Here is a 26,821-nt window from a genome sequence, read left to right as displayed (position 1 = left end):
GACAATATGTGAAATTTCCTACGCGTTTTTCAGGTCGTGGATCACACACCTGGCGCCGAATAAAAGTAGCGTTTCAACTCCCCTGACCATTGTTGGCCGGACGCTTGAGACGCTCCTTTTGATTCGTTGGAGGTTCACCATGTTTCGTCCACTGACCCGCCTGCTCGGAAACATCAGCATCAGCCTCAAACTTGCCCTGGGCTTTGGCCTGGTGCTCAGCCTCAGCCTGATCATCGCCTCTACCGGTTGGCAAGCCTTGAGCGCATCCCTCGAGCGCTCCCAAAAACTCACGCTGCTCTCGCAATTGGCAGTCGTCGGCGAAGAGTTGCGCGCTGATCGCATCGTCTATCGCACCCTGAACGACCCGGCCAGCCTGTCCAAAATAGAGCTGCACATGGACAAGATCGACCAGTTCCTGGTGGATCTTTCCCCGCGATTTACCGACCCGGTCAACCAACAACAGCTGCAGGAAAGCCGACGCTTCGTCACCAGTTTCAAGACCGCCTTAAGCGGCCTGGAGGGGCTGATCAAGCAACGTGAAAACGCCCGTGAACAGCTCAAGCGCAGCTCAGTCCAGAGCAGTGACAGCCTCTCTGAACTGTCGAGCAACCTGCCCAATCAAGACGATGAAAAGGCCCTCGATGCCGTGGAACAATTGCGCCAGGCCCTGGAACAAGCCGAAGACCGCGCCCAGAGCCCCGCCTGGGCCGCTGCGTCATTGGACGCCTACGCCAAGGGCGTGGGTGATGCGCTACTGGCCCTGGATGGCGCCCAGGCGGCGGTAGGCGCGCTGCCGGTTGACGCCAGCGCCCTGAAAAAAGTCCTGCTCGACTTTCGGACTCACCTGACACGCCTCAAGGACGCCCAACTCAGCGCCGAAACCACCCAGAACCAGCTTGAACAGTGGCTGGATCAGTTGCTCACGGAAAGCGACCTGCTGAGCCAGGACCAGACCGCCAAGCGTGACAACGAAGCCAGCCTCGCCCGCACCCTGCTGCTCAACGTTACTGCAGCGGCGCTGTTGCTCGGCGTCGTGGCCGCCTGGTTGATCGCCGGCCAGATCGTCGCGCCGCTGCGCCAGGCCCTGTCCGTGGCCAACCGGATTGCCGAAGGTGACCTGAGCCACGACATCCAGGCCTCGCGCCAGGATGAACTGGGGCAGTTGCAGCGCAGCATCGGGCAAATGACCCTCAACCTGCGGGGCTTGATCAGCGGCATCGGCGACAGCGCCCAGCAGATCGCCAGCGCCGCCGAGCAACTCTCGGCGGTCACCGAGCAAACCCGCGACGGGGTCGACGGCCAGAAGCAGGAAACCGAACAGGTGGCCACCGCCATGAACGAGATGCTCGCCACCTCCCAGGAAGTTGCGCGCCATGCCGAGCAAGCGTCGCTGGCTGCTGCCGAGGCCGACCGGCAGGCGGGCCAGGGCGATCAGGTGGTGGCTGAGGCCATTACCCACATCGAGCACCTGGCTCAGGAGATGGCGCGTTCAAGCCAGGCCATGCAAGGCCTGCAACAGGAAAGCCGGAAGATCGGCAGCGTGCTGGAGGTGATCAAGTCGGTATCGGAACAGACCAACTTGCTGGCCCTCAACGCCGCGATCGAGGCGGCCCGCGCAGGCGAAGCCGGCAGGGGGTTTGCCGTGGTCGCAGATGAAGTGCGCAGCCTGGCACAACGCACCCAGCAGTCGGCCGAGGAAATCGAGGAGTTGATCAGCGGTCTGCACCGGGGCACGCAGCAGGTGGCCGACATCATGGACAACAGTCGCAGCCTCACCGACAACAGCGTGCAACTGACCCGTCGCGCAGGAGAGGCGCTGGCTGGCATCACCCGTACCGTGTCGGTGATCCAGGAGATGAACCCGCAGATTGCCGCTGCCGCCGAGGAACAAACCGCGGTCGCCGAGGAGATCAACCGCAGCGTGCTGAAGGTCAAGGATGTATCGGAACAGACCTGGGCCGCGAGTCAGGACACTGCGGCGGCCAGTGTCGAACTGGCGCGCCTGGGGGCGGATTTGCAGGTGTGGGTGGGCAAGTTCAAGGTCTGAAAAAACCCAACCTGTGGCGAGGGAGCTTGCTCCCGCTGGAGTGCGCAGCGCTCCTATCTTTTTTGGGAGCCGCTACGCAGCCCAGCGGGAGCAAGCTCCCTCGCCACAAGAAGCATTCCCACGCATTTATAGAACCTGGCGCAGGAAGGCTTGGGCGCGAGGGTCCTTCGGCGCATCGAAGAATTGCGCCGGGGCGGCGTCCTCCAACAGTTTGCCGTGATCGAAGAACAGCACGCGATCAGCCACTTCCCGGGCAAAGCCCATTTCATGGGTGACGCAGACCATGGTCATGCCTTCCAGGGCCAGGGTCTTCATCACGTCCAGCACCTCGCCAACCATTTCCGGGTCCAGGGCCGAGGTGGGCTCGTCAAACAGCATCACCTTGGGCTCCATCGCCAGCGCGCGGGCAATCGCGACGCGCTGCTGCTGGCCACCGGAAAGCCGCGACGGGAACTCGTTGGCTTTCTGAGCAATGCCGACTTTTTCCAAGAGCGCCAGGGCCTTGGCCTCGCGCTCTTTCTTGCCGCGCTTGCGCACGACTTTTTGCGCCAGGCAGAGGTTTTCCAGCACGGTCATGTGGGGGAACAGGTTGAAGTGCTGGAACACCATGCCGACTTCACGGCGGTAGGCGTTCACGTCGGTTTTCGGGTCTGCCAGTTGCAGGCCGTCGATGCTTACCGAGCCGGAATCGAATTCCTCCAGGCCGTTAAGGCAGCGCAGGAACGTCGACTTGCCGGAACCGGACGGGCCGATCACCACCAGCACTTCACCCCTGGCCACCTGCGTGGTCACGTTATCCACCGCGCGCACGACGTGGCCACGGGTGTCGAAGACTTTTACCAGATCGCGGACTTCAATCACTTTGCGCGAGCCTCCGCTCAAGCCGGCTGGCGATTTTCGACAGCGGCAGGTTGATCAGCAGGTACAGGCCTGCGACGCAGAACAGGATTTCGAATGGCGAGAACGAGGTGGTGATGACCTCGCGGCCGCTTTTGAGCAGCTCGGTAATCGCGATCACCGACACCAGGGACGTGTCCTTGACCAGGCTGATAAATTGCCCGGCCAGGGGCGGCAGCACGCGCTTGAAGGCTTGCGGCAACACCACGTGGCGCATCGACTGACCGGCACTGAGCCCCAGGGAACGTGCCGCCTCATTCTGCCCACGGGCAATCGACTGCACGCCGGCGCGGATGATTTCCGCCACATAGGCACCGGTAAACAGCGAAAGCGCGGCGATCCCGGCGAATTCCCGGGACAGGTTGAGCACCGTGCCGATAAAGAAATAGAAAATAAAGATCTGCACCAACAACGGCGTACCGCGCACCAGTTCGACGTAGATCGTCGACAGATCGCGTAAAGTTGGGTTGTTCGACAGGCGACACAATCCGGTAGCCAGGCCGATCAACAGTCCCAGCACCCCGGACACCACCGATAGCCACAACGTAGTCCACAAGCCCCACAGCAGAGGGCCTGCAGCCCAATGCCGGGTGACGCCGACCACATCGCCCTCGGCCACGTCATCGCCCTTGGCCACTTGCAGGCTGTTCTCGGCCACGGTCAGGTGCTGTTCGTCGCCCTCGTCATTACGCAGGGTGACGTCAGCCACATCGCCCTTGCGCACCAGCTCGCTGACGGTGGAAATGTCCAACGCACGCTGGGATTCTTCGGCCTGGTAGACGAAGTACTGCGGCACGCGGTTCCAGCGCCATTCGTAGGACATCAGCGAGGTGGCGTAATACAACGCGCCGGCCAGGCCGACCAGCACCAGCACCGTCAGCAGGTGCCAGGGCCATTGGGCTTTTTTCTGTTTCATTTCAGGTTCCGGGATGTGTATCGCCTGGCAGGCCCTATTCGCGAGCAAGCCCGCTCCCACATTTCGACCGCGATCTAATGTGGGAGCGGGCTTGCTCGCGAAGGGCTCGACTCGGTATTAAGCCAACCTTATTCCATGTCCTTGAGCCACTCAGAGCTCTTGAACCACTTGTCATGGATGCGATCGTAGGTGCCGTCGTTGCGGATCTGGTGCAGGAAGTTGTTGATGAAGTTGATGCTGTCGTAGTCGCCCTTCTTCAGGCCGAACGCCAGGGGTTCAAAGGTGAACGGCTGATCAAGGAACACCAGTTTGCCGGCGCCGACCTTGTTCACGGCCACCACGTTGTACGGGGCGTCATAGACGAAGGCGTCAGCCTTGCCGTTGACCACGTCCAGAACAGCTTCCTGCTCGTTGTCATAGCCGTGGTACTTGGCTTTGGAGATCAGCTTCTTGGCCACCATCTCGCCGGTGGTGCCGAGCTTGGAGGTCAGGCGGTATTTCTCGTCATTCAGGTCTTTGTAGGACTTGATGGTGCCCTCCAGCTCCTTGCGGATCAGCAGGGTCTGGCCGACCACGATGAACGGTTCGCTGAAGTTCAGGCGCAGGTTGCGTTCCTGAGTCAGGGTCATGCCGCTGCCGATCATGTCGAACTTGTCGGTCAACAGGGCCGGGATGATGCCGTCGTAACCGGTGGAAATCGGCTCGAACTTCACGCCCATCGACTTGGCCATGGCCTTGAGGATGTCGACTTCAAAGCCGATGATTTCACCGCGTTTGTTGGTCATCTGGAACGGCATGTAGGTCGGGTCCATGCCGACTTTCAGCGTACCGCGCTTGACCGCATCATCGATGGCGCCGGCATGTGCCGCGTTGACCGCCACCAGTGCGGTGACGCCCAGCAGCAGCATCGAAAGATACTTTTTCATCATCAAGTCCCCTGAACTCATTTTCTTGTGAGGTCGGCGCGCAAAAGGGCTGCACCATTTCGGGGTGCGATCCTAACTCACTCACCGCCGGGTACAAAGGTTTCGCCGGGATTTGTTGCCAAGGTATGACAGAAAAGCCCCACAACCGTGCAGAGAAAGGCATGGCTAGACACCTCGACCCACGGCCCAGCCAATTGCTTGATGTGTAAGCAGTTATGACTACCAGCCCACTTCCGCCATCCAACCCGAGTCCTTGAACCACTTGTCATGCAGCCGATCGTAGGTGCCGTCCTGGGCCACCTGGTTGAGGAAATGATTGATCCAGTTGAGGCTGTCGTAATCGCCCTTTTTCAAGCCGAACGCCAGGGGCTCGTAGGTGAAGGGTTGCTCCAGCGCCAACAGCGCACTGTTCTGGGGCTTGGTAATGGCGATCAGGTTATACGGCGCATAATGGATAAACGCATCGGCCTTGCCCTCCACCACCTGGCGCACGCCTTCTTCAGGTGTTGGAAAACTGCGCAGCCGTGCAGTGCCGAGAAACCTTTTCGCCGCCGCCTCGCCTGTGGTGCCTTCGGCGGCCACGATTCGGTAACCGGCCTCGTTCAAGTCCTCGATGCTCTGGACCTTGTCGGCCAACCGAGGGTTCAGCAGCACGGTCTGGCCGACGATGATGAACGAGTCGCTGAAATTGAGGGTCAGGTTGCGCTCCTGCGTGACAGTCATGCCGCTGCCGATCAGGTCGAACCGGCTGGCCAGCAGGCCGGGAATCAGGTCGATATACGGTACCGAAACCAGCTCCAGCTTGACCCCCAGCGCCTTGCTCATCTCCCGAAGCAGGTCAATTTCAAACCCGACGATCCGGCCTTTCTTGTCGGTCATCTCAAAGGGCACGTAGGCCGGATTGGTGCCGACTTTCAACACCCCCCGCCGAACGGCCTCATCTATGGCTCCGGCATGCGCCAGGTAACCGTGGGAAAATGTGACGATGCCGAGCAGCAGCATCGACAAATACCTTTTGATCATGAAAAAAGCCCCTGTTCCATTAAACACTCCCACACCCGGCCACGCGCAAGTTCGCGTAAGCCCCAGGCTTCGAGTCAGATTTGGGGGGCGATGCTAACCCACTCGCAGGCACGGCAATATGCCTCGGAGAAGGGTCTTTTGTTTCGAAATAACAAGGAGTTAGCGCGATACAGCAGAAGGGAAAAACAACGTAGGACGGTTATCGCAAACGCCCCCGAGGTGGCACCTCGGGGGCGTCGGAATCAGGCCGGTTGAGCCTGGGACGACAGCGGCTTCAATGGCAGCAATGGCGCATGCGGATCGGCCTTGACCGATTCGCGCCAGGCGCTCAGCCACTCGGCGTGGCCTTCGCTCCAGACCTGCTCGTGCAAGCGTGCCAGGGCGACCGGGTCGCTGAGCAAGGCCAGGCGTTCACCGTTGTTGAGGCCGGCCGGGCCGACTTTCAACGCGTGGCGAACCCGGTCAACACGCAGCCACTCAATCGGCTCCGCCTGCCCGTGACGGGAAGTTGCCAAGGCGCACGCCAGGGCGTTCTGCTGCGGATCGACCACCGCCCGCACAAAACCGTCATTGAGCGCATGCCAACGGTTTTCGTGGGTGTACTTGTCGGTCGACAACAGCGCCTGGGGCGGATTGTATTCCTCGGGGATCAGGAACAGGCTCTCGTCGCGAGACTTGAGGCCCAGTTTGACCCGGCTGGAAATCACCGACACCGGAATCGACAGCATCAGCGAACCGACGATCGGCACCAGCCACCACAGGAAGCTTGGGTTCAACCACACCACCAGCAGCGCCCAGAAGAAGCCGAGCAGGGTCTGCGGACCGTGGCGCTTGACTGCCTCGCTCCATGGTGTGGAGTCGTCGTCACGCTGTGGCGAGTTCCAGGTCGCCGCCCAGCCGAGGAACGCGGCCAGTACGAAACGGGTGTGGAAAATCATCCGCACCGGCGCCAGCAACATGGAGAACAGCATCTCCAGCAGCATCGACAGGGTCACCTTGAACTTGCCGCCGAACTCTTTCGCGCCCTTGGCCCAGATCAGGATGATGCTCAGCAATTTAGGCAGGAACAGCAAAACGATGGTGGTGGAGAACAGCGCCACCGCCTTGTCCGGATGCCATTGTGGCCACAACGGATACAACTGGCGCGGCGCCATGAAGTATTGCGGCTCCATCAGTGTGTTGACCGCCAGCAAGGCCGTGGACAGCACCAGGAAGAAGAACCACAACGGTGCCGACAGGTACGACATCACGCCGGTGAGGAACACCGCACGGTGCACCGGGTGCATGCCTTTTACCAGGAACAGGCGGAAGTTCATCAGGTTGCCGTGGCACCAGCGACGGTCACGCTTGAGTTCGTCCAGCAGGTTCGGCGGCAGCTCTTCGTAGCTGCCCGGTAAGTCGTAGGCAATCCACACGCCCCAGCCGGCGCGGCGCATCAGCGCAGCTTCAACGAAGTCGTGGGAAAGAATCGCACCGGCAAACGCACCTTTACCCGGCAACGGCGCCAGGGCGCAGTGCTCGATAAACGGCTTCATGCGGATGATCGCGTTGTGACCCCAGTAGTGGGATTCACCCAACTGCCAGAAGTGCAGACCGGCGGTAAACAGCGGGCCGTACACCCGGGTGGCGAACTGCTGCATGCGCGCATACAGGGTATCCATGCCCGACGCACGTGGCGCGGTCTGGATAATCCCGGCATCCGGCGTGGCTTCCATCAGACGCACCAGGCTGGTCAGGCATTCGCCGCTCATCACGCTGTCGGCGTCGAGCACCACCATGTACTTGTAGTCACCGCCCCAGCGACGGCAGAAGTCGTCGAGGTTGCCGCTCTTGCGTTTGACGCGACGGCGACGACGGCGATAGAAGATCTTGCCGAAGCCACCGGCTTCGCGGCACACGTCGAGCCAGGCTTGCTGCTCGGCGATGCAGATGTCGGCCTCGTTGCTGTCGCTGAGGACGAAGAAGTCGAAACGGTCCAGGTCACCGGTGGCAGCCACCGATTCGAACGTCGCGCGCAGGCCGGCAAATACCCGGGGCACGTCTTCGTTGCAGATCGGCATGACCAGGGCGGTGCGGGCGTCTTTCGGAATCGGCTCGTCACCGGCACTTTTACCGGAGATACGGTATTTATCGTGACCGGTCAGCAGTTCCAGGAAGCCCATCAGCGCGGTCCAGAAACCGGCCGAGACCCAGCAGAACAGAATCCCGAACAGCACGAGGATGCTGGTTTGCAGGGCGTAAGGCAGTACCTGGGTCGCGGTTTGCAGCAGGGTCTGGTTGCGGATCTCGTCAAAGTCGACGAAGGACCAGCCCTGGTACGGCATGATGCCTTTCATGTACCAGCCGGCAACTATCGTCTGGCCGAGCATCAGCACCAGCAGGATATAGCGACGGATCGAACCGACGGTGCGCCAGCGGGCGGCCGGCAGTACGCGCTCATCCTTCGGCGGGGCCGGTGGATTGGTGCGGCCGGTCAGGCGGCGCCAGCCACGCACCAGGATATTGGTGCGCCACGGCTCAGGCACGACCTTGGTCCGACGGATCGGCGGCGTGGCCTTGAGGCAAACCCGGCCGCTGGCGTCGAGCACCAGCATTTCGGCGTCTTGCAGCTCTTCGGCAGTGTTGAGGGTCAGCCGGGCGCCTACCGATGCCTGGGCAGCGTCGGCAGGCGCGTCGAACGTGGACGATGACAGGCGCTTGTGCAATTCACTGAAGGACTCGCAGCCCGCCAGTTCGGCGCGCTGCTCATCGGTCATCGGTAGATGCGCCAGGTACTCGGCAAGAGTCTCTGGCTGGACTTGAGAATTACTCATCGGCAGGCAACTGATAGCTCCAGGTTTCGGTCAGGACTTGCTCTGTCTTGGCCTGATCCTGGGTAGGGAGTGGTGTGGCTGGGGCAGCCGCTTCCGGCTGCTTGGCGTCCTTGTCCTTGGCGTCTTTCTTGGCCGCTTTCTCGTGCTGCTTGGCCAGTACTTTGTCGGCTTTCAACACTTGGGTCGAAACCTTCTCCGGTTCCGGCTGCACGATGTCCTGAACCAGAGCAGCGCGCATTTCAGTCGGCTTGCCTGCGTCCTTGATCTTCATGCGCAGGGTCAGGCGCCAGCCTTGGGTGTGCGGGTTGTAGCGCACGCTGTTCTCAACGATTTCGGCGTTGTCGCCCACGCTGACCTGGCTGCGAACCGGTGCGTCAGCTGGCAGTTTCTTCAGGGACGGGCCCTCGAAGTCCACCAGGTAAGCCACGCTGCCGTCTGGCTGACGGATCAGGTTGGATTGCTTGACGTCGCCGGTGGAACGCAGGGTCTGCTTGACCCAGGCGCTTTCTGGCGAATGGAACTCGGCGTCTTGCAATGTCCAGTGCAGGCGGTAGGCAACGTCCAGCGGCTTGCCTGGCTCCGGTAGTGTTTCCGGGCTCCAGAACGCAACGATGTTGTCGTTGGTTTCATCGGCGGTCGGAATCTCTACCAGGTCGACGGAGCCCTTGCCCCAATCGCCTTCAGGCTCGATCCAGGCGCTTGGGCGCTTGTCGTAGTTGTCGTCGAGGTCTTCGTAGTGGCTGAAGTTGCGGCCGCGTTGCAGCAGGCCGAAACCACGCGGGTTTTCCACGGTGAAGTTGCTGACCGACAGGTGTTTGGGGTTGTTCAGTGGGCGCCAGATCCACTCGCCGTTGCCGGCATGGATCGACAGGCCGCTGGAATCGTGCAGCTCGCGACGGTAGTTGAGGACCTTGGACGGCTGGTTGGCGCCGAACAGGAACATGCTGGTCAGCGGGGCGATGCCCAGCTTGGTGACCTTGTCACGCAGGTACATCTGGGATTTGACGTCGACGATGGTGTCGGTACCCGGGCGCAGGATCAGGCGATAAGCGCCGGTGGCCCGCGGCGAATCCAGCAGGGCGTAGATCACCAGCTGTTTCTCACCCGGTTTTGGACGCTCGATCCAGAACTCGGTGAAACGCGGGAATTCTTCGCCGGACGGCAACGCAGTGTCGATCGCCATGCCGCGGGCAGACAGGCCGTAGACCTGGTCCTTGCCCACGACGCGGAAATAGCTGGCGCCGAGCATGGTCATGATTTCGTCTTGCTTGTCGCCCTTGTTGATCGGGTACAGCACACGAAAACCGGCATAACCCAGCTGTTCGGTGGATTTGGGATCAAACTTGACGTCGCCGAAATCGAAGCGGGACGGGTCGTACTTGATTTCCTGAACGCTGTCGGCGGTGACTTCGTTGATTTTCACCGGTGTATCGAAATGCATACCCTGGTGGTAGAAGGACAGCTTGAACGGGGTGTTCTGATCGGCCCACTCGGCTTTTTCGTTGCGGAAACGAATTTTCTGGTAATCAGCGAATTTCATTTCGCGGAATTCGTTCGGCAAATTGCTGCGCGGAGCTTCGTATTTCTGCCCGGCCAGCTCTTTTGCCTTGGCCGACACATCATCCAGACTGAATGCCCACAGTTGACCCGCGCCGAACAGGCAAAACAGGGCAGAGCCCGTCACCAGTACGTTTCGTAACCGTTTGGCAGACAATTTTGGTGCATTACAGGGACTAACAATCACGAGCAACCCTCGCCGAAAACAGATCAAAAAACCAACGGCCAGCTATCTATATGCCAGGTTGGCGAGCATTGTTCCGACTCCCATGGGGCTAAATGATTCCCCAATGGCTATCGGACAAGTCTCTACCTAAGTCAAAAATGGACCAATTAACGCTGATCCCCGTAGCGCGCGATTATCTAGTAGCCCGCGTGACAACGCATCAGGGTCAGCGAAGTATTTGTAGCGAAAACCCGGTTTTTTGGGCATCACAAGTCGTTTTCAGTACATTCACGTCTGTAACAGGAAGGTGACCGGCCCATCATTGACCAAATGCACCTGCATATCAGCGCCAAAACGCCCTGCCGCTACCGTGCCATGCAATTGTTGCGCTTGTAACAGCAGATAGTCGAAAAGCGCCTCGCCCAACGCCGGCGGTGCCGCCGTGGAGAAGCTCGGCCTCAGCCCACTCCTGGTGTCTGCCGCCAGGGTGAACTGCGACACCAGCAGCAAACCGCCGCCAATGTCTTTCAAGGACAGGTTCATCTTGCCCTCGTCGTCGCTGAACACCCGATAGTTAAGCAGCTTATGCAGCAGCTTGTCGGCGCTGGCTTGCGTATCCGAAGGCTCGACAGCCACCAGCACCAGCAAACCCTGGTCTATCGCCCCGACCACCTGCCCTTCTACCTCGACCCGGGCGCCGCGCACCCGTTGCAAAAGGCCCTTCATGCTTCTTCAGGCGGCAAATCAAGCAGGCGCCGTGCCATTTCACTCGCCGCACGCACCAGCGCATCGGTAATTCCGGGTTCGGAAGCCGCATGGCCGGCCTCGCGGATGATCTGCAGCTCACTGTTGGGCCAGGCCTGATGCAGCTCCCAGGCATTGTCCAGCGGGCAGATCATATCGTAGCGGCCATGCACGATTACGCCAGGCAGGTGGGCGATCTTGTGCATGTCGCGGATCAGTTGGTCAGGTTCAAGGAACGAGTTATTGGTGAAGTAATGGCATTCGATACGGGCAATCGACAGGGCGCGCTGGGGTTCGGAGAAACGCTCGATCAATTGCGGGTTCGGGCACAGGCCCAACATGCGCCCTTCCCACGTGGACCAGGCCTTGGCGGCGTGCATCTGGGCGATCTGGTCGTTGCCGGTCAGGCGCTTGTGGTAGGCGCTGAGCAGGTCGTGCCGCTCCTCCGCCGGGATGGGCGCCAGGTAGTCCTGCCAGTAATCGGGGAACAGCCGGCTGGCGCCAGCCTGGTAGAACCACTGAATGTCCTGGGGGCGGGCCAGGAAAATGCCCCGCACGATCAGGCCGTGCACACGCTCCGGGTGGGTTTGCGCGTAGGCCAGGGCCAGGGTCGAGCCCCAGGAACCGCCGAACAGCACCCATTTTTCGATGCCCAGGTGCTCGCGAATCCGCTCAAGGTCGGCCACCAGGTCCCAGGTGGTGTTGTTTTCCAGGCTGGCCCGTGGGGTGGAGCGCCCGCAGCCACGCTGATCAAAAGTAACAATTCGGTACAGATTAGGATCGAAATAGCAGCGGCTATTGGCATCACACCCGGCGCCGGGGCCGCCATGGATGAACACAACGGGCAAGCCTTCCGGGGAACCGCTTTCGTCGACGTACAGGACGTGGGTTTCATCGACGGCCAGATCGTGCCGGGCGTAGGGTTTGATCTGCGGGTACAAAGTCTGCATTGCGCGCTCCGTAAGGGGTCGAGTTCATCCCTGGGGGGACGTCTATTATTTTGCCGTCTGGCATCATAAACCCGAATTGTGCAATGAGCATGTCCTCGTGGACCTAGACCTGTGTCAGCAGAACACCACGCAGGTAGTCCAGCAGATAAACGTACAGCCGGTCGACCTCCAACACCTGGCCCCGGGCCCGCAGGCAGCCGTGAACCAGGCCTTTGCCGGGATACAGCGTGGCCGCCACCCCGGCGCCTTGCAGGCGTTCGGCGTAGAGCATGCCGTCGTCCCGCAACGGGTCGAACTGGGCGACAGCGATCAAAGCCTGCGGCAACCCGCTGAAATCCACGGCCAGCAATGGCATGGCGTAGGGCGACGGCTTGTCCGGCCCACGCAGGTAAAGGGCGAGGTAGCACTCGGTGTCGGCGGTACTGAGCAGCGGCGCGTCGACGCAATCGCGGCGGGACGGCAGGTCGGCGGGGCCGCCCAGGCCGGGGTAGATCAGGACTTGCGCCAGGGGCTGCGGCTGATGGTCATCCCGCAGGCCCAGGCACAGGGCCGCCGCCAGGTTACCGCCGGCGCTGTCACCGGCCACCACCAGACGCTGAAGGTTGATCGGCTGGGGCGCTTCGCCCACCTGGATCGCCTGCCAGACCGCACGGCAATCCTCAAAGGCGGCCGGAAACGGGTGTTCGGGTGCCAGGCGGTAATCGATGGCGATGACCAGCACTTGCAGTGAGTCGGCCAGTTCAGCACACATGAAGTCATGGGAATCCAGGCCGCCGACCACCCAGCCGCCACCGTGCATATAAAGGATGCATGGCCAGCCGCCATCAGGGATTGGCGTCGCCGGCTGATAAATGCGTACGCCCACGCCACCCAGGGAAACGTCTGACACCTGTAACCCTTCGGGCCGCGCCGGGGTGAACGCCTGGCACATGCGGTCATAGCCTCGGCGCAATCCGGCCAGCGATGTGTCGTCGCTGGTGAAGGATTCGGTTTTTTCGACGAAGGCGCACATCTGCGCGGAAATCGGGTAATGGGACATCGAAGGATCGTCCTGAAGATAAGGATTTAACAGCCGCCACGAATCCAATGTGGGAGCGGGCTTGCTCGCGAATGCGGTGTATCAGTCAATACTTGTGTGGCTGACCCACCGCATTCGCGAGCAAGCCCGCTCCCACATTTTGATCTTCATTTGCTCAGGGCTTGAGGCTGGCCTGCACCGCCGCCACGCCGTCTTTTCCATCCAGGGTCGTTACACCCGCCAGCCAGCGCTGCAAATCCTCGGGATTGTCGCGCAGCCACTGTCTGGCCACATCCTGCGGCGTCTTGCGGTCCATGATCGGCACCATCAACTGGCTTTCCTGGGCCGCGGTGTAGGTCAGGTTCTCCAGCAGGCGTGTCACATTGGGGCAACGTTCGGCGTAATCCGGCGCCGTCACCGTGGAGACCGTGGCCATGCCTTCGTTGGCACCGAACACATCTTCACTGCCGGTCAGGTACGCCATTTTCATGTTGATGTTCATCGGGTGCGGGGTCCAGCCGACAAACACCACGAACTCCTTGCGATTCACTGCCCGCTGCACCGCCGCCAGCATGCCTGCCTCGCCGGACGCCACCAGCTTGAAGCCGCCGAGGCCAAAGCGGTTGCTGTCGATCATTTTCTGGATATCGGTATTGGCACCGCTGCCCGGCTCGATGCCATAGATCTTGCCGCCCAGCTTGTCCTTGAAGCGGGCAATGTCGGCAAAGGTTTTCAAGCCGGCGTCGGCAACGTACTGCGGCACCGCCAGCGTCGCCTGGGCGTCGGACAGGCTCGGCTTGTCGAACACCTTGACCTGCTTGGCCGCGAGGAATGGCGCGATGTTGTTGTCCATCGCCGGTTTCCAGTAGCCCAGGAATATATCCAGGCGCTTGTCGCGGATGCCGGCAAAGATGATCTGCTGCACGGCGCTGGTTTGCTTGCTGTCATAGCCCAGGCCATTGAGCAGCACGTCGGCCATGCCGCTGGTGGCGATCACGTCAGTCCAGCTGACCACGCCCATGCGCACGACCTTGCACGAGGCCGGGTCGGCAGCCATCGCATTGGCGCTCAAGAGTGCGGCGCCGGTGAGAATCAACAGACAACGGTTGAACAGTCTTTTCATCGATGCGGTCTCACTCGGCAGTTTTTATTGTGGGAGTGGCGTCTGACGCGCCGTGCCCAACACCTTACCCAGCGAGACCTTGATCAAAGCGAACTGTGGCGACAGGGATTTGCACACAGACGACTTGGGAGGTGTGTTGCTGTTGAGGGCCTCTTCGCGAGCAAGCCCGCTCCCACATTCGACCGTGTTCCTCCTGAAGAAACACGGTCGAATGTGGGAGCGGGCTTGCTCGCGAAGGCTATCTCAGCAGCGACGCCACTCAGGAGTAATGCCGCTTGCCCCACGCCAGGAACCCTTCCAGCAGTTCCTTCAACACCACCCGCGTCGGCTCGGCCAGGTCGGCGCGATAACGGAAGGGCTCAAACTCTTCCATGTAGGTGCACTGCCCCAACTCCAGCTGCACGGCGTGGATGTTCTCGGCCGGGTTGCCGTAGTGACGGGTGATATGCCCGCCCTTGAAGCGCCCGTTGAGCACATGGCTGTACTGCGGGTGGCCGGCACAGATGGCTTCCAGTTCGCTGGCCAGCTGCGGATCGCAGGCCGCGCCGTTGAAGGTGCCGAGGTTGAAGTCCGGCAGCTTGCCTTCGAACAGGTGCGGGATCACCGAGCGGATCGAGTGCGCATCAAACAGCAGCGCATAACCGAACTCGGCCTTGAGTCGGGCCAGTTCGTTTTGCAGGGTGCGGTGATACGGCGTCCACACCTGCTCCAGGTACGTGGCGCGCTCGGCCTTGGACGGTTCCAGGCCTTCGCGGAACAGCGGCACACCGTCAAACAGTGTCGCCGGGTACAGGCCGGTGGTTGCGCCAACGTACAGCGGCTTGTCGTCTGAAGGCCGGTTCAGGTCGATGACAAAGCGCGAATACTCCGCCGCCAGGGTGCTGGCGCCCAGCGCTTCGGCGAAGTCGTACAGCGTGGGAATGTGCCAGTCGGTGTCCGGCAGGCTTTGCGCCTCGGGGATCAGCCCGGCTTGCACCGCCGGCGTCAGGCGCAGGCCCGCGTGGGGCATGCTGATCAGCAGCGGCACACGGCCTTGTTTGAAGTTCAGAACCTTATCCACAGCGGTACTCCTTAAACGGTGACTTCGACGCCGTGGCGCACGACGCGTTTATCCAGCTCGCCACCCAGCCAGTAGGCCAGGTCGGCGGGACGATCAATCTGCCAGGCGACAAAATCCGCGACCTTGCCCACTTCCAGCGAGCCATGGCTGTTGCCCAGGCCCAGGGCGGTGGCCGCGTGTTGCGTGGCGCCGGCCAGGGCTTCTTCCGGGGTCATGCGGAACAGGGTGCAGGCCATGTTCAGCATCAAGCGCACCGACAACGCCGGCGAGGTGCCCGGGTTGAGGTCGCTGGCGATCGCGATCTTCACGCCGTGCTTGCGCAGGGCATCCATCGGCGGCAACTGGGTTTCCCGCAGGAAGTAGAACGCGCCCGGCAGCAACACCGCGACGGTGCCGGAAGCGGCCATGGCGATGGCGTCTTCCTCGGTCATGAATTCCAGGTGGTCCGCCGACAGCGCCTGGTACCGCGCCGCCAGGCTGGAGCCATGCAGGGACGACAACTGTTCGGCGTGCAGTTTTACCGGCAAGCCAAGTTTCCGGGCGGCGATGAACACGCGCTCCACCTGCTCCGGCGAGAACGCCAGGTACTCACAGAAGGCGTCGACCGCGTCCACCAGGCCTTCCGCTGCCAGCGCCGGGAGCATTTCGGTGCAGATGTGTTCGATGTAGGCATCGGCCCGGTCCACGTACTCCGGCGGCAACGCATGCGCCGCCAGGCAGGTGCTGCGCACACTGACCGGCAACTCGGCGCCGAGGCGACGGATCACCCGCAAAATCTTGCGCTCGCTGGCCAGGTCCAGGCCGTAGCCGGACTTGATCTCGACGGTGGTTACACCGTCGCGCAGCAAACTGCGCAGGCGCTTGTGGCCGCTGGCAAACAGTTCATCTTCGCTCGCCGCACGCGTGGCGCGCACGGTGCTGGCAATACCGCCACCGGCCGCTGCGATCTCGGCGTAGCTCACGCCTTGCAGCCGCTGCTCGAACTCGCCGCTGCGATTGCCGCCGAACACCGTGTGGGTGTGGCAGTCGATCAGCCCGGGCGTGACCCACGCCCCTTGCAGGTCATGGGTGGTTGCGTAGTTCGCATCCGGCAGATCGGCGCGCGGGCCGATCCACTCGATGAGCGTGCCCGAGGTAACAATGGCGGCGTCCTCGATGATCGAGTAGTTGCCCTGGGCCATGGTTGCAACGTGGCAGTGTTGCCAAAGCGTTTTCATCAACGCCTCCATTAGGTTATCGATGAGACAAAGCCGGGTCGTAGTGGACCTTGGCCGTTTGCCCGGCGGCGGGCTTGACCCACAGCAGATAGGCGACGATCAGCAAGACGATCCACACGGCGCCGACCATAAGAGCGGCCTGGGTGTCCGGGAAGTAACCCAGCACGCCGAAGATGAACAGCATGAACACGATGGCGGCCGCTGGCGCGTAGGGCCAGAACGGCACCGGGAATTTCAGCTCGGCAATCTGTTCCCTGGTCATCGAGCGACGCATGGCCACCTGGGTGACCAGGATCATCAGCCATACCCACACCGTGGCGAAGGTCGCAATCGAGGCGATGACCAGGAACACGTTTTCCGGGATCAGGTAATTGAGCACCACACCGCCGAGCAACGCGGCGCCCATCACCACTACGGTCATCCACGGCACGCCCTGGCTCGACAGTTGGGCAAAACCCTTGGGCGCCTGCCCTTGCTGGGCCAGGCCATACATCATGCGACCGGCGCCGAAAATGTCGCTGTTGATGGCCGAGACGGCGGCCGAGATCACCACAATGTTAAGGATGGTCGCCGCCGAGCCTATCCCCAGGTTGCTGAAGATCTGCACGAACGGGCTGCCCTGGCTGCCGATCTGCGGCCACGGGTAGATCGCCATCAGCACAAACAACGTCAGCACGTAGAACAGCAGGATACGCAACGGCACGGCGTTGATTGCCTTGGGGATCACCCGCTGCGGGTCCTTGGCTTCGCCGGCGGTGATGCCGATGATTTCGATGCCGCCAAACGCAAACATCACCACCGCGAAGGATGCGATCAAGCCACCCACGCCGTTAGGCATGAAGCCACCGTGAGCCCACAGGTTGCTGAGGCCGGTAGCGGGTGCTTCGCCCGCCGAGTGAATGCCGAACAGCATGATGCCGAAGCCGCCGAGGATCATTGCGACGATGGCACCAACCTTGAGCAGCGACAGCCAGAACTCCATTTCGCCAAAGACTTTGACGTTGCACAGGTTCAGGCCGCCGATCAGCAACACGATGCCCAGCACCCAGACCCAGCGCGCGACTTCGGGAAACCAGAAGCCCATGTAGATGCCGAAGGCGGTGACGTCGGCGAGGCAGACGATGATCATTTCAAAGGCGTAGGTCCAGCCGAGGATAAAGCCGGCCATCGGGCCCAGGTAGGTACTGGCGTACTGGCCGAAGGAGCCGGACACCGGGTTATGCACGGCCATTTCGCCGAGGGCGCGCATGACCATGAACACCGCGGCGCCACCGATCAGGTAGGCCAGGAGCACGGCCGGGCCGGCCATCTGGATGGCGGAGGCAGAGCCGTAGAACAGCCCGGTACCGATCGCGGAACCGAGGGCCATGAAGCGAATATGTCGGGCGGAGAGCCCGCGTTTTAACGTCTTTTCTTGCTGGTGCATTTCTCGTCCTTAATTATTTTTATCCTGAGAAAATTCGAATCTGTAGAAGATCAAATGTGGGAGCTGTCGAGCCCCAGCGAGGCTGCGATAGCGGTGGGTCAGGCTACGAAAGTGTTGCCTGTTCCGGCGCCATCGCAGCCTCGCCGGGGCTCGACAGCTCCCACACTGGATCGGTGTCGCTCTTACAAGCTCGGCAACAACTTCGCCGGCACCAGCTCGTTCAGGCAACGCGTTGCCAGCAGCTCACTGGCGGCATTGATGTCCGGCGCAAAGAAGCGGTCCTTCTCATAAAACGCAACTTTGCTGCGCAGGATCCCGCGCGCCTTTTCCAGCGCCGGCGAGGTTTTCAAGCCATTGCGCAGGTCCAGGCCCTGGCAAGCCGCCAACCATTCCACCGCCAGCACACCGCGGGTGTTCTCGGCCATTTCCCACAGGCGCTTGCCCGCCGCCGGAGCCATCGACACGTGGTCTTCCTGGTTGGCTGACGTCGGCAGGCTGTCGACGCTATGGGGATGCGCCAGTGCCTTGTTCTCGCTGGCCAATGCCGCCGCCGTCACCTGGGCGATCATGAAGCCGGAGTTCACACCGCCATTGCCCACCAGGAATGGCGGCAGTTGCGACATGTGCTTGTCCATCATCAACGAGATGCGACGTTCGCTCAGGGAGCCGATTTCCGCGATGGCCAGCGCCATGTTGTCCGCCGCCATGGCCACCGGTTCGGCGTGGAAGTTGCCACCGGAAATCACGTCACCTTCAGCCGCAAACACCAGCGGGTTATCCGACACGGCGTTGGCTTCCACCACCAGCACTTCGGCCGCCTGGCGGAACTGGGTCAGGCAGGCGCCCATGACTTGTGGCTGGCAACGCAGGGAGTACGGGTCCTGGACCTTGTCGCAGTTCTCGTGGGATTGCGACACTTCGCTGCTTTCACCCAGCAGGGCGCGATACGCGGCCGCAGAGTCGATCTGGCCGCGTTGGCCCCGGGCAGCGTGAATGCGTGCGTCGAACGGCGAGCGCGAACCCAGCACGGCTTCCACCGTCAGGGCGCCACAGGCCAGGGCACCGGCGAACAGATCTTCGCCCTCGAACAGCCCACGCAATGCATAAGCGGTGGAAACCTGGGTGCCGTTGAGCAGCGCCAGGCCTTCCTTGGCCGCCAGGGTCAGCGGCGTCAGGCCGGCAACTTTCAGCGCTTCGGTAGCTTCCAGCCATTCGCCTTTGTAGCGGGCCTTGCCTTCGCCCAGCAGCACCAGCGACATGTGGGCCAATGGTGCCAAGTCACCGGAGGCGCCCACCGAACCTTTCAGTGGAATGTGCGGGTAGACCTCGGCATTGATCAGGGCGATCAGCGCGTCGATGACCTGCCGGCGAATCCCGGAAAAGCCCCGGCTCAGGCTGTTGACCTTGAGCACCATGACCAGCCGTACCAGCGCATCGCTGATGGGCTCACCGACGCCGGCGGCGTGGGACAGCACCAGGGAACGCTGGAGGTTTTCCAGGTCTTCGCTGGCAATGCGGGTCGAGGCCAGCAGGCCGAAACCGGTGTTGATGCCGTAGGCGGTGCGGTTCTCGGCGAGAATCTGCTCCACACAGGCGACACTGGCTTCGATCTGGGCCGAGGCGCTGTCATCCAGACTGAGGGTTACCGGCTGCTGGTAGATGGCCCGCAGTTGGGCAAGGCTCAGTTGGCCTGGAATCAGGTTTAGCGCAGTCACATTCATGCTCCTTTTGAGAGTGTTGTTAACTACCAGTCGCTCCGGATGCTTCCGTTATCCGCCGCTGTGCTCTTTTAGAGGATCAGTCGGCTTGGCACGCTGGTTATTGTTGGGAAAAGGTCAGTGCAAATTCGGTAGCGTGCGTTGCAGTAAATCGGCGTCCTTGAGCAACGCGGCGGTGGCTGCGATGTCTGGCGCCAGCCAGCGGTCCTGGTCGTAGGCCGGGACGTGTTCGCGCAGCAAACGCCAGGCGGCATCGGTGCCGGCGCCGAAGCGTTGCTCCTGGAGGAACTCGAACGCCTGGGCCGCCAGCAAGTACTCGATGGCGAGGATCTGGGTGACGTTTTCCAGCACCGAATACAGCTTCAGCGCGGCGTTGGTGCCCATGCTCAGGTGGTCTTCCTGCAGGCCCGAGGTGACGAAGTTGTCGAGCACCGCCGGTTGCGCCAACTGGCGGTTTTGCCCGCACAGCGAGGCGGCGACGTACTGCACGATCATCATCCCGGAGTTGACCCCGGGGTTGCTCACCAGGAACGCCGGCAAACCACTGACGTGCGGGTTGATCAGACGGTCCAGGCGACGCTCGGCGATGGAGCCGATTTCGGCCATGGCGATGGCCAGCATGTCTGCCGCCAGGGCCACGGACTGCCCGTGGGGATTGGCCTGGGACACCACGCGGTAGCTGTCTGGCGTGCCGAGCACCAGCGGGTTATCGGTGGCACCGTTGAGTTCGGTTTCGATCTGCCGGGTGGCGTGTTCCAGTTGGTCGCGGGCCGCGCCGTGCACCTGGGGAATCGAACGGATGCTCAGGGCGTCCTGGGTACGAATGCCTTTGCTGCTGGCGATCACTTCGCTGCCGTCCAGCAACGCGCGCAGGTTGATGCCCACTTGCTGCATGCCCGGGTGCGGCTTGAGCGCGATGATTTCTTCGTCGAAGGCGTCGATCTGGCCGCGCTGGCCTTCGAAGCTCATGGCACCGATCACATCGGCCCATTGCAGCAGGCGGTGCGCATCGGCCAGGGCCAGGCTGCTGAGGCCGGTCATGCACGGCGTGCCGTTGACCAGGCACAGCCCGTCCTTGGCACCGAGCACTACCGGCTGCAAACCTTCTTCAGCCAGCGCCTGGTGTGCGGGAACGATACGACCCCGATAGCTGACGTCGCCGACGCCGAGCAAGGCGACGCCAATGTGCGCCATGTGGGTCAGGTAACCCACGGACCCCTGGGACGGCACTTGCGGCGTGATGCCATGGTTGAGCAGCCCCAGCAGCGAATGCACCACCTGCGGATGCAAGCCGGATTTGCCGTGGCTGTAGTTAATGATTGCCGCACAAATGATCGCGCGGGTTTGCTCCACACTCAGTGGCGCACCGACGCCGCAGGCATGGCTGAGCAGGGTATTGCGCGACAGCCGGCTCAGTTGTTCGTCCTTGAGCGACACGTTGCACAAGGCACCCAGGCCGGTGTTGATGCCGTAGGCGCGCTCGCCGCTGGTGACGATGCGCTGGACGATGGCCTGTGCATTGTCGATGCGAGCCCAGGCCTGGCCCGAGAGTTCGAGGATCGCACCGTGGCGAGCCACGGCGACCACGTCCTGCCAACGCATCGGGGCGTCGGCGATGATGATTTTTTCAGCCTGGGACATCGTTGACCTCTTCATGAAATTCGCAATTGTTGTGCAGCTTCACTGGCCTCATCGCAAGCGAGCCAGCTTCCACAGGGGAAACGCATTCCAAATGTGGGAGCTGGCTTGCCTGCGATAGCGTCAGCCAACTCACCACAAATACCGGATCAAACCACCGCCACCCGCCGCTGGACAAACCGGTTCACGTACTCATCCGCCGGTGAATGCAAAATCTCGCGGGGCGTGCCGACCTGGATCAGCTTGCCGTCCTTGAGGATCGCAATGCGGTTGCCGATGCGCACCGCCTCATCGAGGTCGTGGGTAATGAACACGATCGTCTTGTGCAGGGTCTTTTGCAGCTCCAATAACTGGTCTTGCATCTCGGCACGGATCAGCGGGTCGAGCGCACCGAACGCCTCGTCCATCAGGATGATGTCGGTGTCGGCCGCCAGCGCCCGGGCCAGGCCTACACGCTGACGCATGCCGCCGGAAAGTTGATGCGGGTATTTGTTTTCATAGCCCTTGAGGCCCACGGTTTCGATCCAGTGCAGCGCACGCTCGGCGCACACTTGCCTGGTTTCGCCACGCACTTTCAGGCCGTAGGCAACGTTGTCCAGCACACTCTTGTGAGGCAGCAGGCCAAAGCTCTGGAACACCATGCTGATCTTGTGCCGGCGGAATTGGCGCAAGGCTTCCATGTCCAGTTGCAGGATGTCTTCACCGTCCACCAGGATCGCACCGCTGGTAGGGTCGATCAGCCGGTTGAAGTGACGCACCAGGGTCGACTTGCCGGAGCCCGACAGCCCCATGATCACGAAGATTTCACCGGTGTCGACGCTCAGGGACAGGTCGTTCACACCCACCACGCAACCAGTCTCGGCCAGCACCTCGTCCTTGCTCTTGCCCTGGCCAATCAACGCCAGTGCATCCTTGGAGCGGTTGCCGAAAATCTTGAATACGTTTTTGACTTCAATTTTGCTGACAGTAGTCATTTGCTCGCCTCATGCCGTGGACGACCATAGGCTTGCGTAATGCGGTCGATGACCACGGCAAGAATCACGATCGCCAGACCGGCTTCAAGGCCGCGTCCAACGTTGAGGGTCTGGATGCCCACCAGTACATCTTCACCCAGGCCACGGGCGCCGATCATCGAGGCGATCACCACCATCGACAGGGCCATCATGGTGGTCTGGTTGATCCCGGCCATGATGCTCGGCAGGGCCAGCGGCAGTTGCACGCCGAACAGTTGCTGCCAGCGGTTGGCACCGAAGGCGTTGATCGCTTCCATGACTTCACCGTCCACCTGGCGAATGCCCAGGTCGGTGAGACGAATCAGCGGCGGTGCGGCGTAGATCACCGTGGCGAAAATCGCCGGGACCTTGCCCAGGCCGAACAGCATCAACACCGGGATCAGGTACACGAAGCTGGGCATGGTCTGCATGATGTCCAGCAGCGGCATCAGCACCGAACGCAGGCGGTTGCTGCGGGCCGACAGAATCCCCAGGGGAATGCCGATCAGCACCGAGATCACCGTGGCCACCATCATCAGCGCCAGGGTTTGCATCAGCTTGTCCCACAGCCCGACCGCGCCCACCAGAAACAGCAGGCCGACGATCACGACGGTGGTGAACCACTTGCGAGTGGCATGCCAGGCAATACCGCCGACAATCAGCAACATCAACCACCAGGGCGCTGCGCGCAGCAAACCTTCCAGGTTAACGATGGCCCACAGCAACGTATCGGAGATGTGCCGGAACACATCGCCGTAGTTGGTCACCAGCGCATCGACCCAACTGTTGACCCAGTCGGCGATGGAAAACGTAAAACTCTCAGGAAACATAGTGTGCTCTCGATCCAGTGGATTGTGGCCGGGCGCCCGGTTGCCTGTGGCGGCAACCGGAAACGCTCAACCTACAAGGCCGCGTCGATTTTCTTGGCTGCGTTGTCGCTCACCATGCGTGCCAGAGTTCAGGATGTCCCTTGAGGAAAGTTTTCGCCAGTTTTGCTGTTTCAATTCGCTGTTTGTCATGCGTACCGGGTTCTGGTTAAGCAGGTTGAGCAGCGGCGCCCTGCACATCGGGCAGCACGAGGCGCTCAGGAATCGGGCTGTGCCATTTTTTCGCAGCCCAGTAGTACAACGCCGCCGGCACCACCAGGCCGATGATCCACGAGATATCGGTGTCGCCCAGGCTCGCGACCAGTGGGCCGGTGTAGAAATGCGTCGAGATGAACGGCATCTGAATCAGCACGCCGAACACGTAGATGCTGATGCCCATCAGGTTCCAGCGACCGTAGCGACCGTTGGGGTTGGACAGGGCCGGGATGTCATAGCGCTCTTTGGTGATGCAGTAGAAGTCCACCAGGTTGATCGCACTCCAGGGCGTGAAAAACGCCAGCAGGAACAGGATGAACGCGGAGAAATCCTTGAGGAACGAGTCCTTGCCCAGCAACGCCAGCGCGGCGGCAATCGACACCATCACGAAGATGTACAACAGCCGCGTGCCACTGCCGATATGCCGGCTGCCACGGAAACCACTGATGATTGTCGCGATCGACATGAAGCTGCCGTAGGCGTTGAGGGTGGTGACGGTGACCTTGCCGAAGGCGATGCTGAAATACAGCAGCGCCGCGACGATCCCGGTGCCGCCCAGGCCGACGATAAACGACACTTCGTGGTGAGCGAATTGCGAGCCTGCCAGGGCTGCCGCAAACACACCGAACACCATCGAAGCCTGCGCGCCGATCACCGAACCGAGGCCCACGGCCCAGAAGGTTTTCGAGGCCTGCGTGCTGCGCGGCAAGTAGCGCGAGTAGTCCGCCACATACGGGCCGAACGCAATCTGCCAGGACGCCGAGAGGGAAATCGCCAGCAAGAAACTGCTGAGGGAAAAATGCTTGTTGCCCAGCAACGCACCGATGTCGTTGCCGGCCAGCAGCCTGTAGAACAAGTACACGAAGGCAACCACCCCCAGCACGCTGGCGATGCGACCGATGCCGTGGATCACCCGGTAGCCGAAGATCGTAAACACCATGATCAGCCCCGCGAACAACACGATGCCGACCCAGTCTTCAACGTGAAGCAACTGCGCCACCGCCTGCCCCGCCAGCAATGAGCCGCTGGCGGAAAAACCGATGTACATCAGGCACACCAGCACCAGTGGAATCACCGCGCCATACACGCCGAACTGCACGCGGCTGGAGATCATCTGCGGCAAGCCCAGTTGCGGGCCTTGCGCCGCATGCAGGGCCATGACGCCACCGCCCAGCAGTTGACCGATCAACAGACCGATCAACGACCAGAACACATCACCGCCCAGCACCACGGCCAGGGCCCCGGTGACGATCGCAGTGATTTGCAGGTTGGCACCCAACCACAGGGTGAACTGACTCAATAGACGGCCGTGTCTTTCCGCTTCCGGGATGTAGTCGATCGAACGCCTTTCGATCAACGGGGTGGTGCTTGCACGAGCGTCTTTTACTGCCATTTATGTTCAACCTCTGATGGATTGTTTTTGGGTGAAACGCAGATCACATGTGGGAGCGGGCTTGCTCGCGAAAGCGATGGGTCAGCTAACGACTTCAGTGACTGATACACCGCATTTGCGAGCAAGCTCGCTCCCACATTAGTTATTTGATCATCGGGAGATTGAGGCCCTGCTCTTTGGCGCAGTCGATGGCGATCTGGTAGCCCGCATCCGCATGACGCATCACGCCGGTCGCCGGGTCGTTGTGCAGCACGCGCGCGATACGCTCGGCGGCTTCGTCGGTACCGTCGCAGACAATCACCATGCCCGAGTGCTGGGAGAAGCCCATGCCGACGCCGCCGCCGTGGTGCAACGAAACCCAGGTCGCGCCGCTGGCGGTGTTGAGCAGGGCGTTGAGCAGTGGCCAGTCGGACACGGCGTCGGAACCGTCCTGCATCGATTCGGTTTCACGGTTGGGGCTGGCCACCGAGCCGGAGTCCAGGTGGTCGCGGCCGATCACGATGGGTGCCGACAGCTCGCCGCTGCGCACCATTTCGTTGAATGCCAGGCCGAGCTTGGCGCGCTGGCCCAGGCCAACCCAGCAGATACGCGCCGGCAGGCCCTGGAAGCTGATGCGCTCGCGGGCCATGTCCAGCCAGTTGTGCAGGTGCGCGTCGTCCGGGATCAGCTCTTTGACTTTGGCGTCGGTCTTGTAGATGTCTTGCGGGTCGCCCGACAGCGCAGCCCAACGGAACGGGCCGATGCCACGGCAGAACAGCGGACGGATGTAGGCCGGGACGAAACCCGGGAAGTCGAAGGCGTTTTCCACGCCCACTTCTTGCGCCATCTGACGGATGTTGTTGCCGTAGTCGAACGTCGGGATGCCTTGTTTCTGGAACTCGAGCATGGCTTTGACGTGCACGGCCATCGACTGCTTGGCAGCCTTGATCACTTCGGCCGGTTCGGTCTTGGCGCGGGCGCGGTATTCGTCCCAGGTCCAGCCGGCGGGCAGGTAGCCGTTGAGCGGGTCGTGGGCGCTGGTCTGGTCGGTGACCATGTCCGGGCGCACGCCGCGCTTGACCAGTTCCGGAAGGATTTCAGCGGCGTTGCCCAGCAACGCGATGGAGATCGCCTGGCCGGCCTTGGTGTATTTGTCGATGCGCGCCAGGGCGTCGTCGAGGTCGGTGGCTTGTTCGTCGACGTAGCGGCTGCTCAGGCGGAAGTCGATGCTGACCTGCTGGCATTCGATGTTCAGCGAGCAGGCACCGGCCAGGGTCGCGGCCAGTGGCTGGGCGCCGCCCATGCCGCCGAGGCCGGCAGTCAGGACCCAACGGCCCTTGAGGTCATCGTTGTAGTGCTGGCGACCGGCTTCGACGAAGGTTTCGTAGGTGCCCTGCACGATGCCCTGGCTGCCGATGTAGATCCAGCTGCCGGCGGTCATCTGGCCGTACATGGCCAGGCCCTTGGCATCCAGTTCGTTGAAATGCTCCCAGCTCGCCCAGTGCGGCACCAGGTTGGAGTTGGCGATCAGCACGCGCGGGGCGTTGCTGTGGGTCTTGAACACGCCGACGGGTTTGCCGGATTGCACCAGCAGGGTTTCGTCGTCGTTGAGGTTGGTCAGGCTCTCGACGATCTTGTCGTAGCATTCCCAGTTACGTGCCGCACGGCCGATGCCGCCGTACACCACCAGTTCTTTCGGATTTTCGGCAACCTGCGGGTCGAGGTTGTTCATCAACATGCGTAGCGGCGCTTCAGTCAGCCAGCTTTTGGCGGTCAGCGTGTTGCCGCGTGCGGCACGGATTTCAACGTCACGGTATTGGGTAGGCTTGGTCACAAAAAAATCCTCAACGATCAATGCGCGAACATTGATGGGTGCGAAGAGGAAGTTCATGGACTCTTACGCACACATCTTTACTTGTACATACAAGCATATGCAATCAAGCGGCCAACTTTGCGCGCAAGGTTTGAAGATTTTTCCGGGACGAGGGTGGAAGCCTTGGAAAACAAGGCTTCGCAGCATGATGAATTTTCTTACGGGGGATTTTTACAGTGCGGGAGACTTGTCATCGAGGCAGGGCTTTGCGCCATGCTGGGGCGTTCGGTAACAAGTTGGTGCGGGAAGAGGGAAACAAAATG

19 protein-coding genes and 2 pseudogenes are annotated in these 26,821 nt (G+C 61.5%); 1 reads left to right on the top strand and 20 read right to left on the bottom strand.

Going from position 1 to position 26,821, the window contains the following annotated elements:
* Positions 1 to 139: 139 nt before the first annotated feature.
* Positions 140 to 2,047, top strand: a complete 1,908-nt coding sequence (locus tag V6607_RS02085; RefSeq protein WP_134325601.1) for a methyl-accepting chemotaxis protein — start codon at positions 140 to 142, stop codon at positions 2,045 to 2,047.
* A 126-nt stretch (positions 2,048 to 2,173) separates the two neighbouring features.
* Here the strand turns inward: V6607_RS02085 and V6607_RS02080 are convergent, their stop codons facing one another.
* The 20 genes and pseudogenes from V6607_RS02080 to hutU form a co-directional block, all read right to left on the bottom strand.
* A complete protein-coding gene (locus V6607_RS02080; RefSeq protein ID WP_134325600.1) occupies positions 2,174 to 2,908 on the bottom strand; it encodes an amino acid ABC transporter ATP-binding protein in 735 nt (244 codons plus the stop codon).
* Positions 2,901 to 3,860, bottom strand: a complete 960-nt coding sequence (locus tag V6607_RS02075) for an amino acid ABC transporter permease (protein ID WP_134325599.1) — start codon at positions 3,858 to 3,860, stop codon at positions 2,901 to 2,903. The genes V6607_RS02080 and V6607_RS02075 overlap by 8 nt, the downstream gene beginning before the upstream one ends.
* Positions 3,861 to 3,988: 128 nt before the next feature.
* Positions 3,989 to 4,786 carry a transporter substrate-binding domain-containing protein gene (locus V6607_RS02070; RefSeq protein ID WP_003209284.1) on the bottom strand — a complete coding sequence of 266 codons (798 nt, stop codon included), beginning with the start codon at positions 4,784 to 4,786 and terminating at the stop codon, positions 3,989 to 3,991.
* Positions 4,787 to 5,005: 219 nt separating this feature from the next.
* Entirely contained in the window at positions 5,006 to 5,809 is an 804-nt protein-coding gene (locus V6607_RS02065) for a transporter substrate-binding domain-containing protein (RefSeq protein ID WP_338743036.1), read from the bottom strand.
* Positions 5,810 to 6,046: 237 nt separating this feature from the next.
* A pseudogene (gene mdoH / locus V6607_RS02060) lies at positions 6,047 to 8,622 on the bottom strand (glucans biosynthesis glucosyltransferase MdoH); the annotation flags it as partial.
* A complete protein-coding gene (locus V6607_RS02055) occupies positions 8,615 to 10,366 on the bottom strand; it encodes a glucan biosynthesis protein G (RefSeq protein WP_008439280.1) in 1,752 nt (583 codons plus the stop codon). The pseudogene mdoH and the gene V6607_RS02055, both read right to left, overlap by 8 nt.
* A gap of 267 nt (positions 10,367 to 10,633) precedes the next feature.
* Positions 10,634 to 11,071, bottom strand: coding sequence for a D-aminoacyl-tRNA deacylase (gene dtd / locus V6607_RS02050; protein WP_134325598.1), 438 nt, complete (start codon positions 11,069 to 11,071; stop codon positions 10,634 to 10,636).
* Positions 11,068 to 12,039 carry a prolyl aminopeptidase gene (pip, locus tag V6607_RS02045; protein ID WP_008439282.1) on the bottom strand — a complete coding sequence of 324 codons (972 nt, stop codon included), beginning with the start codon at positions 12,037 to 12,039 and terminating at the stop codon, positions 11,068 to 11,070. Before pip ends, dtd begins: the two co-directional genes overlap by 4 nt.
* A 103-nt stretch (positions 12,040 to 12,142) precedes the next feature.
* Positions 12,143 to 13,078: an alpha/beta hydrolase gene (locus V6607_RS02040; RefSeq protein ID WP_134325597.1), complete on the bottom strand. Its 936-nt coding sequence runs from the start codon at positions 13,076 to 13,078 to the stop codon at positions 12,143 to 12,145.
* 154 nt (positions 13,079 to 13,232) lie between these two features.
* Positions 13,233 to 14,180: a choline ABC transporter substrate-binding protein gene (locus tag V6607_RS02035; RefSeq protein WP_008439284.1), complete on the bottom strand. Its 948-nt coding sequence runs from the start codon at positions 14,178 to 14,180 to the stop codon at positions 13,233 to 13,235.
* 259 nt (positions 14,181 to 14,439) lie between these two features.
* Positions 14,440 to 15,240 (bottom strand): N-formylglutamate deformylase, encoded by an 801-nt coding sequence (hutG, locus tag V6607_RS02030; RefSeq protein WP_087692905.1) that lies wholly within the window; start codon positions 15,238 to 15,240, stop codon positions 14,440 to 14,442.
* Between the two features lie 11 nt (positions 15,241 to 15,251).
* Positions 15,252 to 16,457, bottom strand: a complete 1,206-nt coding sequence (gene hutI, locus V6607_RS02025; RefSeq protein WP_134325596.1) for an imidazolonepropionase — start codon at positions 16,455 to 16,457, stop codon at positions 15,252 to 15,254.
* A gap of 16 nt (positions 16,458 to 16,473) precedes the next feature.
* Complete coding sequence (locus tag V6607_RS02020) at positions 16,474 to 17,883, bottom strand: amino acid permease (RefSeq protein ID WP_003209267.1); 1,410 nt, start codon at positions 17,881 to 17,883, stop codon at positions 16,474 to 16,476.
* Positions 17,884 to 18,065: 182 nt separating this feature from the next.
* On the bottom strand, positions 18,066 to 19,604 hold the full coding sequence (hutH, locus tag V6607_RS02015) for a histidine ammonia-lyase (RefSeq protein WP_085984627.1): 1,539 nt from the start codon (positions 19,602 to 19,604) through the stop codon (positions 18,066 to 18,068).
* A gap of 114 nt (positions 19,605 to 19,718) precedes the next feature.
* Positions 19,719 to 21,242, bottom strand: a complete 1,524-nt coding sequence (gene hutH, locus V6607_RS02010; RefSeq protein WP_102367932.1) for a histidine ammonia-lyase — start codon at positions 21,240 to 21,242, stop codon at positions 19,719 to 19,721.
* Positions 21,243 to 21,388: 146 nt separating this feature from the next.
* Positions 21,389 to 22,213: a glycine betaine/L-proline ABC transporter ATP-binding protein gene (locus V6607_RS02005; RefSeq protein ID WP_134325595.1), complete on the bottom strand. Its 825-nt coding sequence runs from the start codon at positions 22,211 to 22,213 to the stop codon at positions 21,389 to 21,391.
* The gene (locus tag V6607_RS02000; protein ID WP_003209260.1) at positions 22,210 to 23,061 is read right to left on the bottom strand and encodes a proline/glycine betaine ABC transporter permease; all 852 of its coding nucleotides are present in this window, start codon (positions 23,059 to 23,061) and stop codon (positions 22,210 to 22,212) included. Before V6607_RS02000 ends, V6607_RS02005 begins: the two co-directional genes overlap by 4 nt.
* Before the next feature lie 71 nt (positions 23,062 to 23,132).
* A pseudogene (locus V6607_RS01995) lies at positions 23,133 to 23,245 on the bottom strand (histidine ABC transporter substrate-binding protein); the annotation flags it as partial.
* A gap of 21 nt (positions 23,246 to 23,266) precedes the next feature.
* The gene (locus V6607_RS01990; RefSeq protein WP_087692903.1) at positions 23,267 to 24,706 is read right to left on the bottom strand and encodes a cytosine permease; all 1,440 of its coding nucleotides are present in this window, start codon (positions 24,704 to 24,706) and stop codon (positions 23,267 to 23,269) included.
* A gap of 142 nt (positions 24,707 to 24,848) precedes the next feature.
* Positions 24,849 to 26,519, bottom strand: coding sequence for a urocanate hydratase (hutU, locus tag V6607_RS01985; protein ID WP_102370210.1), 1,671 nt, complete (start codon positions 26,517 to 26,519; stop codon positions 24,849 to 24,851).
* Positions 26,520 to 26,821 lie beyond the last annotated feature (302 nt).

It is taken from the genome of Pseudomonas sp. KK18 (assembly GCF_037094675.1).
In the GTDB taxonomy this organism is placed as follows: domain Bacteria; phylum Pseudomonadota; class Gammaproteobacteria; order Pseudomonadales; family Pseudomonadaceae; genus Aquipseudomonas.
Note: the sequence above shows the minus strand (reverse complement) of the source record. Positions and strands in the feature narration are given on the sequence as shown.